At 61.4% G+C, this 13,437-nt stretch carries 7 protein-coding genes; 5 read left to right on the top strand and 2 right to left on the bottom strand.

Features of this window, described 5'->3' with window-relative positions:
- The first annotated feature begins 10 nt into the window (after window positions 1-10).
- Window positions 11-5,899, top strand: coding sequence for an amino acid adenylation domain-containing protein (locus tag FOM02_RS46550; RefSeq protein WP_416207805.1), 5,889 nt, complete (start codon window positions 11-13; stop codon window positions 5,897-5,899).
- Window positions 5,900-5,912: 13 nt separating this feature from the next.
- Window positions 5,913-6,137, top strand: coding sequence for a hypothetical protein (locus tag FOM02_RS46545; RefSeq protein WP_322596944.1), 225 nt, complete (start codon window positions 5,913-5,915; stop codon window positions 6,135-6,137).
- A gap of 81 nt (window positions 6,138-6,218) precedes the next feature.
- Here FOM02_RS46545 and FOM02_RS46540 read toward each other — a convergent pair whose 3' ends face one another.
- Window positions 6,219-6,497: a hypothetical protein gene (locus FOM02_RS46540; RefSeq protein WP_027564651.1), complete on the bottom strand. Its 279-nt coding sequence runs from the start codon at window positions 6,495-6,497 to the stop codon at window positions 6,219-6,221.
- A 452-nt stretch (window positions 6,498-6,949) separates the two neighbouring features.
- Between FOM02_RS46540 and FOM02_RS46535 the strand changes: the two genes are divergently transcribed.
- Together FOM02_RS46535 and FOM02_RS46530 are read left to right on the top strand one after the other, a co-directional pair.
- Window positions 6,950-8,020, top strand: coding sequence for a glycosyltransferase family 4 protein (locus FOM02_RS46535; RefSeq protein ID WP_027564650.1), 1,071 nt, complete (start codon window positions 6,950-6,952; stop codon window positions 8,018-8,020).
- The gene (locus tag FOM02_RS46530) at window positions 7,965-9,092 is read left to right on the top strand and encodes a glycosyltransferase family 2 protein (protein WP_245161743.1); all 1,128 of its coding nucleotides are present in this window, start codon (window positions 7,965-7,967) and stop codon (window positions 9,090-9,092) included. Before FOM02_RS46535 ends, FOM02_RS46530 begins: the two co-directional genes overlap by 56 nt.
- Window positions 9,093-9,922: 830 nt before the next feature.
- Here the strand turns inward: FOM02_RS46530 and FOM02_RS46525 are convergent.
- A complete protein-coding gene (locus FOM02_RS46525; RefSeq protein WP_265441380.1) occupies window positions 9,923-11,536 on the bottom strand; it encodes a carbohydrate-binding domain-containing protein in 1,614 nt (537 codons plus the stop codon).
- 831 nt (window positions 11,537-12,367) lie between these two features.
- Between FOM02_RS46525 and FOM02_RS46520 the strand changes: the two genes are divergently transcribed.
- Window positions 12,368-13,405: a thermonuclease family protein gene (locus FOM02_RS46520; RefSeq protein WP_027565075.1), complete on the top strand. Its 1,038-nt coding sequence runs from the start codon at window positions 12,368-12,370 to the stop codon at window positions 13,403-13,405.
- The last annotated feature ends 32 nt before the right edge of the window (window positions 13,406-13,437 follow it).

Genomic DNA, 13,437 nt, shown 5'->3' with positions numbered 1-13,437 from the left:
CCTCTTGGCCGTGCAGATGTCGAGCCGGCTGTCGCAGGCGGTTGGGGTTGAACTACCGCTGTCAACGCTGTTCGCAAGGCCAGTGCTGACTGACCTGGCGGCAAGTGTCGTCGAGCTGTTGAGCCGCTCCGGACCGCAACAGCTGCCATCGATTGCAGCCGTGTCGCGCCATGAGCCGCTTGTGCTGTCATTTGCGCAGCAGCGGCTATGGTTTTTGGCGCAGCTGAACGAAGGCAGCACGAACTATCACATTCCGCTGACCCTGCGACTGCGCGGGGGGCTCGACCGCACCGCCTGGCAGCGCAGCCTTGACCGTCTGTTTGCGCGCCATGAGGCGCTGCGCAGTGTCTTTGTCGCCACGCAAGGTAAGCCCCGGGTTGAGGTTCTGCCGCCAGATGCGGGACTGCCGATAGTTGACCACGATCTGCGGGAGAGATCGGATGCGGAAGCGGCACTTTTGGATCTGTGCCATCAAGAGGGGCTCACGCCGTTCGATCTTGCGCGCGGTCCGCTGATCCGCGGGCATCTGGTGCGGATGTCGGACGAGGAGCACGTCTTCCTGCTGACCCAGCATCACATCGTCTCGGACGGCTGGTCGATGGGCGTGCTGCTGCGTGAACTTAGCCAGCTTTACCGGGCGTTCGAGGCTGGGCAGGACGATCCCCTGCCGCCGCTTGCGATCCAGTATCCGGATTACGCCGCCTGGCAACGCCAATGGCTGTCGGGGGAACGGCTGCAGAAGCAGGCGCAGTATTGGCGCAGCGCCCTGGCAGGCACGACCCGTCTTGTCTTGCCGACGGACCGTGCGCGGCCTGGCCAGCAGTCGTTTGCCGCGGCCACGGTCCCGGTTACCGTCGATGCGGATCTGACGCGGGAGCTGAAGCGGCTGAGCCTGCAGCATGGCACGACGTTGTTCATGACGGTGCTGGCGGCCTGGGCGGCGGTGCTGTCGCGTCTGTCGGGGCAGGACGATCTTGTGATTGGCGTGCCGAGCGCCAATCGGGGGCACCGGGAGATCGAAGAGCTGATCGGCTTCTTCGTCAATACCCTGGCGCTACGGCTCGACCTGTCGGGCAAGCCAAGCGTGTCGGAGCTTCTGGAGCGGACGCGGCGCACGGTACTGGCTGCGCAGGAGCATCAGGATCTGCCGTTCGAGCAGGTGGTGGAGATCGTGCAGCCGCCCCGGGCTCTTGATCACACGCCGTTGTTGCAGGTGATGCTGGCCTGGGAGAGCAATGCGGTTGGGTCATTGAAGCTGCCGGGGCTGAGTGTCGAAGCTGCCGGAGACCAGGTTGATCAAGTCGAGTTCGATCTGGAGCTGAGCCTTGGCGAGCATGGCGAGCAGATCGCCGGAACGCTGGCTTATGCCACGGCGCTGTTTGATCAGGCGACGATCGAGCGGCAGCGTGGCTATCTGCTGGCGCTGCTACGGGCGATGGCTGCCGATGCGCAGCAAGAGGTCCACCGGATTGAGCTGCTCTCGGCTGCCGAGCGCACGTATCTGCTGGACGACCTGAACCGGACGGCGGCGCCATATCCTGCGGAGCGGTGCATCCACGAGCTGTTCGAGGCGCAGGTGCACAAGGCGCCGGATGCGGTGGCGCTGGTCTGCGGAGACGAGCGGCTGAGCTATGGCGAGCTCAACGCGCGAGCCAACCGCCTGGCACACCATCTAATCGCCCTCGGGGTCAGGCCGGACCAGCCGGTTGCGATTTGCGTCGAGCGCAGTCCGATGATGGTTGTTGGGCTTTTGGCGATCCTGAAGGCTGGCGGGGCGTATGTGCCGCTGGATCCGGCCTATCCCTCGGCGCGGCTGCATCAGGTGCTCGACGATGCGGCGCCGCGGCTGCTGCTGGCCGATGTGGCCGGCCATGCCGCCTTCGGCGCGGTTATGCCGGCCGATGTGAGTGTGGTGGAGCTCGATGCTGCGGCGCCGGCCTGGGCCAGCTTGTCGGAAGCGGATCCTGACCCGCGCGCGCTCAACCTGACGTCCCGCAATCTCGCCTATGTGATCTACACCTCGGGATCCACGGGCACGCCCAAAGGGGCACAGAATGAGCATCGGGCTATCGTCAATCGCCTGATCTGGATGCAGAGCGCCTATGATCTGAAGGCAACAGACGTCGTGTTGCAGAAGACGCCATTTAGCTTCGATGTCTCGGCCTGGGAGTTCTTTTGGACTTTGCTTGAAGGGGCAACGCTGGTGGTGGCGCCGCCCGGTGCGCACAGAGATCCCGATGCATTGGTCGGCTTGATCGTCAGCCAGCGCATCACCACGGTTCACTTCGTGCCGTCCATGCTGGTCAGCTTTTTGGATGCAAAGAGTGTTGACCGCTGCACATCGCTGCGGCGGGTTTTATGCAGCGGCGAGGCGCTCCTTGCCGCCAGTGTGCATAGGATTCGGCACGTATTGCCCTGGACGGCCCTGTACAATCTCTACGGTCCGACTGAGGCCGCGATCGACGTTACATCCTGGAGCTGCCCGGCTGAGTTTGATAACGCTATCGTCCCGATTGGCCGTCCAATCGCCAACACGCGGGTCTACTTACTGGATGGTCATGGCGGGCTGGTCCCGTTCGGTGCGGTGGGCGAGCTCTGCATTGGCGGGTTGGCGGTGGCGCGGGGCTACCTGAACCGCCCTGAGCTGACAGCTGAGCGGTTCATCCCCAGTCCCTTTGTCGAGGGCGATCGGCTGTATCGGACTGGCGACCTGGCACGCTACCTGCCGGACGGCAATCTTGAGTTCCTGGGTCGAAACGACGATCAGATGAAGATCCGCGGCTTCCGGATCGAACCGGGCGAGATCGTAGCAAAGCTTTGCGAGCACGCCTGCGTGCGCGAGGCGGTGGTGGTGGCGCGCGAGGATGGTCGCGGCGATCAGCGTCTCGTTGCGTATGTCGTTGCCTCTGAAGCTGAGGAATCTGATCTTGCCGGCGGTTTGCGCGCGCACTTGAGTGCGGGGCTGCCGGACTACATGGTGCCGAGTGCGTTCGTGCGGCTGCCGGCGCTTCCGTTGACGCTGAACGGCAAGCTCGATCGCAAGGCGCTGCCGGCCCCTCGCGAGGAGGCGTATGCGCGCCGGACCTATGCGCCGCCACAGGGCGAGATGGAGGCGGTTCTGGCCCAGATCTGGGCCGAGCTGCTGGGGCTGGAGCGGGTCGGACGAGACGACAACTTCTTCGAACTGGGAGGGCACTCGCTCTCGGCGGTGCAGATGATCGAGCGTCTACGGCGGCGGTCACTGCGCATCGAGGTGCGCACCTTGTTCGTCAAGCCGGTGCTGGCGGATCTGGCTGCAAGCCTGGGTCGCCATCACGAGGTGGCGGTCCCGTCAAACTTGATCACCGAGCGGACTGCGGCGATCACGCCCCAGATGTTGCCGCTGATCGAGCTGACGCAGGGCGAGATCGACCGGATCATCGCCGCGGTACCCAGCGGGGTTTGCAACATTCAGGACATTTACGGCCTGTCGCCGCTGCAGGATGGCATCCTGTTCCATCATTTGCTAGCGGCAAAGGGCGATCCATACCTATTGGTCTCGCAGATGGCGTTTGCCGAGCGTGGGCTGCTCGATCGCTATCTTGCCGCGGTCCAGCGGGTGGTGGATCGCCATGACATCCTGCGTACTTCGTTTGTTTGGGAGGCGTTGTCGCGGCCAGCCCAGGTGGTGTGGCGGCAGGCGCGACTGGAGGTGATCGAGATTCAGCTGGATGGCGCTCACGGCACTGGCGCCGAGCAGCTCAAGGAGCGGTTTGATCCACGTCGGCACCGCATCGAGCTTGGCCGCGCGCCACTGCTGCGGTTTGTGATTGCGCGCGAGCCCGGTAGCGCGCGCTGGCTGCTGCTGGAGCTGCAGCATCATCTCATCGGGGATCACACAACGCGCGACGTGATGCATGCTGAGGTCCGGGCCGAGCTGGAGGAGCGTGTGCATGAGCTGACGGCGCCGCAGCCATTCCGTAATTTGGTGGCACAGGCGCATCTACGTGGTGATGCCAAGTCCGATGAAGCGTTCTTCCGGGAGCTGCTGGCCGACATCGACGAGCCGACCACGCCCTTCGGCTTGAGCGAGGTGCGCGGCGACGGTGGCGGGGTTCGAGAGGCTCATCGGATGCTGCCGCCAGCGCTCCATGCGCAGCTGCGCGAACAGGCGCGTCGGCTGCGGGTGAGTCTGGCGAGCCTGTGCCATCTGGCGTGGGGACAGGTGGTGGCGCGCAGCAGCGGCCGCGAGCAGGTGGTGTTCGGCACGGTGCTGTTAGGCCGGCTGCAGGGCAGCGCTGGCGCCGACCGCGCCATGGGGCTGTTCATCAACACCTTGCCGCTGCGACTTGATCTCGATGGGACCGCCGTCGAGGCGAGCGTGCGGATGACGCAGGCCCGGCTGGCCGACCTGCTGGCACATGAGCATGCCTCGCTGGCATTGGCGCAGCGCTGCAGCGCTGTTGCGGCGTCGGCGCCGCTGTTCAGCACGCTGTTGAACTACCGTCACAACACGGCGCCGGCTGTGCCCGGCTCCGGGACGGATGATGTCTTGTCGGGCATGGAATGGCTGGGTGGGGAGGAACGCACCAACTATCCCCTGACCCTTTCGGTGGAGGACTTTGGCGAGGCGCTGGGCCTCACTGCGCAGGTCGCGGAGCCAGTCTCGGCGGATCGGATCTGCGGCTACATGCAGCGCGCGCTCGAGCAACTGGCAAAGGCGCTCGAGCATGCCCCGGATACGCCGGTACGCGACCTCGACATCCTGCCGGCCGAGGAGCGTACCTATCTGCTGGAGGATCTGAACCGGACGGCGAGGGCCTATCCATCGAACCTGTGCGTCCATGAGCTGTTCGAGGCGCAGGTGCAAAAGGCGCCGGAGGCGGTGGCGCTGGTCTGCGGTGATGAGCGGCTGAGCTATGGCGAGCTCAATGCGCGGGCCAACCGCCTGGCACATCACCTGATCGAGCTTGGGGTCAAGCCGGACCAGCCGGTTGCGATCTGCCTCGAACGCAGTCCGGCGATGGTGGTTGGTGTCTTGGCGATCCTGAAGGCGGGCGGTGCCTATCTGCCGCTGGACCCAGCCTATCCCAGCCAGCGGCTGCATCAGGTTGTCGACGATGCCGCGCCGCGGCTGCTGCTGTGCGACGGCGTTGGTCGCGCAGCACTCCGCCCCGAGGTGCTGACCGATGTGACAGTCATCGATCTGGAGACAGCCACACCCGCCTGCGCCGAACGGGCGGCTTCAAACCCTGACCGGCGCACGCTTGGCCTCACATCGGACCACCTCGCTTATGTAATCTACACCTCAGGCTCAACCGGAATCCCAAAGGGGGTCATGGTCCAGCATCGTGGGTTGGTCAATCTGCTGTCGGCTCAGGTCGGCCTCTTTGGCGCCTCTTCCAACAGCCGCGTCGTGCAGTTCGCCTCCATTGCTTTTGATGCAAGCGCTTGGGAGCTTGTTATGGCGTTTGGCTCCGGAGCCGCTTTGCACTTGCCTGCGGAAGAGATCCGTCAAGCGAGTAGCAAGCTATCGGATTATCTCCAAAGCGAAGCCATCACCCACGCGACATTACCCCCCGCGTTGCTCCAGACCAGCAAGGATCCGGATGATTTGGCCGTACAAGTTCTCATTCTTGCTGGAGAGCTACCAAAGCCGGAACTCATCCGAAGTCTGACCCCAGCCTCAATTGTCAATGCTTACGGCCCGACCGAGGCAACCGTCTGCGCGACGATCTGGACTTGCCCGGCTGATTTCAATGGTTCGGTGGTCCCGATCGGGCGTCCAATCGCCAACACGCTGGTGTACCTGCTGGACGGCCATGGCGCGCCCGTGCCGTTCGGTGCGGTTGGCGAGCTTTACATTGGCGGGGCGGGGGTGGCACGTGGCTATCTGAACCCGAGCGTGGCCGATTGCTGAACTCAGAAGAAACGTGGGCCACATTCATTATTTCTTCAAACAGTCTGCGCTGGCGACTCTTGAGGATTGCGGTTACACGATTGTAGACCATTGCTATACGGCCAGCCGCCTGGAATTGCCGAATCAAGCCTTGACTAGTCGTCTGATGCGCTTGCCGCGCCGGTTGCTCTTTGCGGCTGAACCCGATCTTGCAGTCCGGTTGCTTGGCGGCTACTCGCTGCTGGTCGTTGCGAGGTGAGGATATGCGCCGCCGCATCCATCGCAGACATGGCTATCACACCACGGGCTGGCTCAACTGGCCGCCGTTATCGGGAGTTAACTACTTTTCCGTTACTGGAAGCTTGTCCGTCGCAGGCAACTTGTGACGCGTCGCGCGAAAAATGCGGCGGACTGCGAGTCCAATGACATAGCCGGCTTGCAAAATGACCTGGACGGCTGCGATCAGCAGCACAGTTTCACCTGTACCGAGCCGCTCCTCGAACGCAACAAAGAGCGAGAGAAACAACAAGAGCAAAAGGAAGGGCAGCAATACGCGGAATCGGAAGCGGAGTCCCAAGAGCGCTCCGAAAATAGCCAGCCCAATTGCAGCGTATTCCATGCTGTGCCTTCGAGGCGTGCGAAGCCTCTTCAGAAGAATTGAGGTGGGTTGTGTGTCACGGGCCGCGAGCAAACTTGCTCGGCGGTGATCGATCGTCTACGAAACCTGATCCACACGACAAGATCACACCTGCCGCACACAAAACAGCCTAAACTTAGGGCGAAAATCGAGATTCTGTGGATGTACTCCAGTGCCTCAGCATCTCATACCGCTCCACTATGAGGTATATTGATACCTCAAAGCTACGTAGCTCGCAACAGAGCTCGTATCTTTCTTCTCTCGGTTGAGCTGTTCGCTTGCAGCCAACCGGCGTCTTGCGGGCTGCTGCACATTTGCGCGTCGAGTGGCCATGCAAATGAACGTCGCACTCTCAGCCTATAAACAGTGCTTTGCCATTGCCAAGCCGAACATTAGGGTCATCTCGATCGGGACGTGGATTCAAGCAGGTTTCGATGCGCATTCTGCAATTGCTCAACCATACGCGCCGCCTGAATGGCCATGTTCATGCCGCCGTGGACTTAGCGTGTGCCCAGGCCAAATTGGGCCATCAGGTTGCTGTTGCGAGCAGCGGAGGCGATTTTGATCCGCTGCTCGCCTCGAACAACGTGGAAACAATGCAGGTGAGCATTGAGCGTCGACCGAGGAAGCTCGTCGACGGCGCATCACTGCTGTATCGGCTCGTGCGTGATTGGCGAGCGGACATCGTACACGCCCACATGATGACGAGTGCCGTCCTTGCCTGGCCAATTTGCAAACTGCTCAAGATTCCACTGGTCACAACCGTGCACAACGAATTCGAGAGAAGCGCAATTCTCATGGGGCTTGGCGCACGAGTAATCGCCGTAAGCGCTGCCGTCGGGACTTCAATGCGAAAACGCGGTGTCCCACAATCACGGATCCGCGTTGTGCTTAATGGAACAATCGGTGCGGCACGGCTCGAAAAACAGGATCGTAGTCCCGCCTCACTTCAATCGCCCGCAGTGGTTTTTGTCGGCGGGCTTCATCCGAGAAAGGGTCTCGCTGACCTCTTTTCCGCGTTCGAGGCGGTGCACAGGGTCATTCATACCGCGCATTTGTATATCGTTGGCGATGGTCCGCACCGGGCCGAGTATTTGGCGCAAGTTAGCTTGATGGCGTGTGCGGAGGCAGTCACCTTCATGGGTGCTCAAGACAATCCTTTTCCATTTCTGCTCGGGGCAGATGTTTTTGTGCTTCCGTCGCATGCTGATCCCGCCCCTCTGGTATTATCGGAGGCGCGCGAAGCTGGTTGCGCTATTGTCGCGAGTAACGTGGATGGAATTCCTGAAATGCTTGATGGCGGCAGAGCGGGGATCCTCGTTCCGACGGGCGATCCGGCGGGGCTTGCCATAGTGCTGCGCTCCTTGCTGGAGGATAAAGAAGCCATGCTCGAGTGGAAGAAAAACAGTCAAATCAATCTCGGTTTTCTTACAATAGATCGGGTGGCCCGTGAAACGCTTCAGATTTATGAAGAAGCTTCCCGGCACGTTCATGGGCGCGCTTGAAACAAACACATTGGGCAATGCATTCGAGAGCACTGCCCTCACGCGGACGGGTGCTATTCCTGCTCCCAAGCTGGCCGTTATCATTACCTGCTTCAATTATGAATCGTTCGTCGAGCGCGCGATCAGAAGCGTTTTGGCTCAGAAGTGCGATGCCTGCGAACTTGTGGTCATAGACGACGGCTCAACTGACCATTCGTGGGAGGCTATTTCCCGCTCCGGTGTCAAAGCTTTCAAGATCGAAAATCGGGGGCAGCTGGGGGCCTGCCTGTACGGTCTGGCAAGCACGCAAGCACCCTTTATATTGTTCCTCGATGCCGATGACGAATTGAAGCCTGGTTCACTGACGAAGCTCCTAAACGAGTTGGACGAGCGCGTTGCGAAGGTACAATTCGGGCTTACACTGATCGACGCTGACGGCAATCCTTTGGGTCCATTTTGCTCACTGGATTCGTTTCGAGAGCGAGACCGCGTGCTGGACGAAGTGCTCAGGCGCGGTGTGTATAAGACGCCGCCAACCTCCGGCAATGTATTTCGCCGTGACGTGTGCGAACTGCTGCGGGAAGTTAACTACGACAAAGCAGTTGACGGGGTGATTCTGTTTGCTGCCCCCCTGTTTGGCGATGTCGTAAGCCTTTCCGAAGACCTGGGGCACTATCGCGTGCATGGCCGAAATGACTCCCGGCTCGGGCAGCTTCCCACGGCACCCGTGCTCGAGCGTGATATGAGGCGATTCGCGCTTCGCACAGAGCACCTCCGTGACATTGTAAGGCGGCTCGCGCCCGGGCGTGAGCTGATCCAGCCTCAACAAGCCTTCTACTATCGTGAACGCGAATATTGCCTTGAGATCGTGACGGGAAGAGCCCGAAGATCCACCACCGTTGCGGCGCTACTCGTGGGGCTTTTAGTGGAACCCTATGCGCCCGCTCGAAAGCTTGCGATGGCCGCGTTCTTCGTGTTCGGGGCTTTTTTGCCGACCAGGGCAGCCAAAGCATTGCTCGCCATTCGGTCCCAAAGCGGACATCGATCGGCCAAAACCTATGTTCGCGCGATCTCAGTTGCTTTCCGGAGCTAACGCGAGAATAGCCGCGAGGCCTCCTCTCAACGGCAGGGCTGTGGCATGTGACCTAGGAGTGCGAAGAGAAGGCATCATTCCATTCGGCGCGTTTGAATTTGCCGCGCAAAAAACCGATGTATCGGAGTGGACGCTGGCGACGTTGAGAAGCCGTCCGTTCAGAAGCTGATCTGAGAGCGGGCGGCGATGCGAAGGTCGGCAATAGGCAGGCTGGAGGCCCTGTGATGGATAACTTCTGGTGATTGTAGAGGTCTGGATAATGAGAGAGCGTATCCTCCGGCGGCCCGCTTGTGCTCAAACATTCAAGGTCGTGGGGCTCTCGTATTTGGGCTAAGTCATAGCCGCCGGGGGTAGCTGCAGGGTGATCATTCGGCAAGCGCAAATCCGGAGCGGCGGCTCTCGCTCGGAAGAGCTGGTCGACCATTAAGAAACTTGCTCGAGAAAGTCTGATGACCAGTGCCGGATCGGATCAAGTTAGAGCAACATCATACAGCCTTTACTTTACGACGAGCTGACATGTCGCAATTTGCAGCGTTAGTCGCTTTGACCGAGGCTGAGATCGATTCGCTCGTGCAGGATATCGCGCAATCGGGATACGCAGTTGTGGCTTGATATATAACGACGGATGATTTCGAGCCTCTCCGTCGTTTCGTAAGAGACGTATTTGCCGCGGCAGGCATAGCTATACTGCGCTCTACGGCCATGCACCGGTCGCATGATGAGTGCTGACGCTCAATTGGCCTAACCGGCACTGGCACACTCAGGGCTCGGCAGCCTTGACCCCAAGCGCTGGAATACGGAAAGTGTGGTCGGTTCGTTCCGCCAAGACATCACAGCAAGTCGTGGAAGATGAAGGTCTGTCCAACCGCGCTTCCGATCGCTCCGCCCCGAACGACCGCTTCGTTGTAGGTCGCCTGATCGACATACAGGTTACGATCCGTTTGGGGCGTGCCGTCCCAGCGGTCGTTGACGAAGTGAACCAGCACGGTGTGGTCGCCCGGAACCCAATCGCCGTGCACCGTGATGAGTTCGTCCTGCCCCGCCGCGTGGGAGGCGTGCGCGGTGAGCGTGCCTCCGATCTGCACGCCATCGACCGAGACAGTATATAGCGCATCACCGAGATAAGCGTCCTCGCTGATCTTCAACACCAACTGGTCCGGTCCGGTGCCGATCATGGTCGAGGAGCCCGTCGGCGGCGGTGGAGAGGGCGTTGTGGGCGGCGGGGTTGTCGTTCCGCCTGACTTGTCCGTGAACAGGAAGCTCTGTCCTACGGCGTTTCCGATCGCGCCGGCTGCATCGTTGACGCCGTTGTAAGTCGCGCCGTCGACATAGAGGTTGCGGTCGCTCTGTGACGTACCGTCCCAGCGGTCGTTGAGGAAGCGAACCAGCACGGTGTGGTCGCCCTGAGCCCAGTCGCCTTGCACCATGATGAGTTCGTCCTGCCCCGCCGCGTGGGAGGCGTGCGCGGTGAGCGTGCCTCCGATCTGCACGCCATCGACCGAGACAGTATATAGCGCATCACCGAGATAAGCGTCCTCGCTGATCTTCAACACCAGTCGGTCCGGTCCGGTGCCGATCACGGTCGAGGAGCCAGTCGGCGGCGGAGACGTCTGCGAAGCCGCCTGGGCGCCGTATAGGCCGGGATCATATCCATCGGGCGAGGAGACGGTATCGTGCACAACGGCGAGCGCGTTTGGATCCGAAGAATAGACGCGGATGTAGTCAATATAGGCGGTGATCGGCACGCCGCCGACTGAAGCGGGCGGCTGCGTAGCGAGGTCCGCAATCAGATACATCGGGCCATGCATGTCGCTCGGAGTCGCGCGCGTCCCGATCAACTGGCCATCGATGTAGAAGCTGATCTGGTTGGGCCCCCAATTCATGCCGTAGGTATGGTAGCCGGCCGGGTTCGGTATCAGGCTCGCCACCTGGAGCAGCGCTTGCCAGTTCTGGTTCGGCGCCGGGTCCGTGGTGTGGATGCCGCTAAAGATGGCCGTGTCATTGACGCCATAGTTCTCGACGACATCGAGCTCCTGCCAGTGTCCGGCTCCAGCTGGATCCGGGATCGGGTGGTCGGGCAAAAGCCAAAACGCTTCCCATGCGCCCGGCAGGTTGGAGAAATCCGCACGGATCTCAAAGTAGCCGTAGATCTGGGAGAAATGTCCCTGCGTGGTGATCAAACCGGATTCCCAGGCTCCGGGAACTCCAAAAGGCGTTCGATCGGGAACGGCGGTGATCGAAAGCACACCCTGAGAGACAGAGAAGGGGTCATAGCCCGAGCCGGGATCGACAAACGAGCTGGTGCCGAACCCGACGTCTGAAAAGGCGTCGCCGAGCCATTGCGCTCGCGTATCACGCCAGGTTGTGCCAGCGCCCGTCAGCGAGATGCTCCGCGCGTTGAACTCGTCATCGAATGTAAGCTTGTAGCCTGTCAAGTCGATCATCGGGCTCCTCCCTTGGGAAAGCGTCGATTGAAGCGGCCGAGCAAATTATGCGTATCTGATCTTGGCTGCACAAGGGGTACACGGTGTAATTCGACCGGATGCCGATGGGCCATACCTTCCTGACTAATTTCTAATCAGAGGCGCAAGGTTGGGACGGTAATCCACGGCAATGCACACCTACGACGCAGCACGCACATTGAAGCTATGCGGCGCGTTGCCGGAGCTCGTTAAGCTCGATTGCTACGAGGAGCGCGCCGTGGCACGGCGCCATCGTGCGCCGAGGTGGGCGCTTCTCGACCAGGGCGTCGAAGAGCTTCGTATGGCGACCCCTCCTGGCGGAGCGTTATGTGATTATCGCATCCGCGGCCGAGTAACGTTGACCCGCTTCAGTGAGCTGCTGCCGGTTTGATGGACACCGAGATTGGTGTTTCATGAAGCCGGAGGTGGGCGATGAAGAGACGGAAATTCAGGTTGTGGGCGCGGCCGCGGCCGTCACGGCGGCCTCCGCCTTGCGCCGCACAAGCGGCCGCTGCCGCCCTGATGCCGGCCAGCCCCGGAGCGGGGGTCGGTCGAGGCCCGGCAGGAGACCTCCGGGAAATAAGCCAGGCTTCGAGGCCATCATTCTCCGACCTGACCCGGGCCGACACTTTGCCGGCCCGCGTTTTTGTTGCGCCTCTGGCAAAGGCAATGACTACGCGCTGCGCGCCACAACGTGTCGTGCCTGTCCTATCCGCCGTCACGGGCCTGTCGCACGAAGATGATCCGCTATCTCTGATTGCGCACGAGTCGCCGTGTCGAAGCGGCCGACGCGCTCGTTGGGAGGAGCGGCCGATGCCCGTTGGACTGCTGGAAGTCGAAGGCACCATCGATGTCAGCCAGTTCTGGCCGGAGGGCCGGTCGGACGCCGACACCACAAAGGTGATCGTGAACGTCGCGCCCGACGCGATCCGCTTCCGCAAGAGCGACACGGCGCCATTCCATCCGACCCACGTCTTCGACAACGCCAAGGTCAAGGGCCGCACCTCGACACCCCCGATCAAGAACGGCAAGCTCACGATTCGCCTGCAGGGCATCGATGCGCCCGAGCTGCACTATATGCCGTCACCGCTCTCGACCGCCGAGAAGAAGAGGCTCACCGATGCCAAGAAGCAGGCCTATCACGAGGTCACCCATTCCTACCGGCAATTCCTCGGCGCCACCGCGAGCAAGGCGCTGCATGATTTCCTCAGCGGTCCCGGCGAATCGGCGCTGGCCTGCCGGGTGTTCACCCATGTGGATGCGCCGAACGAGGTGTTCGACACCTATGGCCGGCTGGTCGGCGACATCGAGGTGACGGTCGGCGGCAACAAGGTCGACATCAACCACTGGCTGGTCGAGCAGGGTTTTGCCTATCCGACTTTTTACTCGTCGATGAACGACGACGAGATCAAGGCCTTCCTGGCGCTGGCCAAGACCGCGCGAGCAAAGAAGCTGCTCGTGTGGAAGCATCTCGCCAAGACGATCGGTGCCTTCGACTTCGACCTGCGCGAGCCCAAGAAGGGCGAGACCGATGTGCTCGCAACCGACAAGGGTCCGGTGATCCTGCCAAAGCTCTACCGCCGCTGCACCAACTGGTCGGCCCGCAAGAAGGCCAAGGTGACGAGCCAGAATTTCCAGAAATTCCTGAGCGAAGGATCCGGCGGCAAGCCCGACACCTGCTACGAGACCACCGACTTCCTGGACAATGGCGTGCACTCGGCGACGCCAAAGAATTTCGCGGACTTCGTCGAGGGCGGCAAGACGATCAAGTTTCAGCCTGATAGCCTGGTGTTCGGCGAGGCGCCGTCGACGCTGGTCGGCGCGGACGGGAAGCCGATTACGAAGTTCTGAGCGGTGGGGGCCTCCAGCGCGGCATGTTGCCC

It is taken from the genome of Bradyrhizobium sp. SEMIA (assembly GCF_014844175.1).
GTDB classification, from domain to species: Bacteria; Pseudomonadota; Alphaproteobacteria; order Rhizobiales; family Xanthobacteraceae; genus Bradyrhizobium; species Bradyrhizobium arachidis.
Note: the sequence above shows the minus strand (reverse complement) of the source record. Positions and strands in the feature narration are given on the sequence as shown.

What these genes read in the sequence shown, in the direction of transcription:
- FOM02_RS46540 (WP_027564651.1), bottom strand. Translation starts at nt 6,497, where the DNA reads ATGGAATACGCTGCAATTGGGCTGGCTATTTTCGGAGCGCTCTTGGGA.
- FOM02_RS46525 (WP_265441380.1), bottom strand. Translation starts at nt 11,536, where the DNA reads ATGATCGACTTGACAGGCTACAAGCTTACATTCGATGACGAGTTCAAC.
- FOM02_RS46520 (WP_027565075.1), top strand. Translation starts at nt 12,368, where the DNA reads ATGCCCGTTGGACTGCTGGAAGTCGAAGGCACCATCGATGTCAGCCAG.
- FOM02_RS46535 (WP_027564650.1), top strand. Translation starts at nt 6,950, where the DNA reads ATGCGCATTCTGCAATTGCTCAACCATACGCGCCGCCTGAATGGCCAT.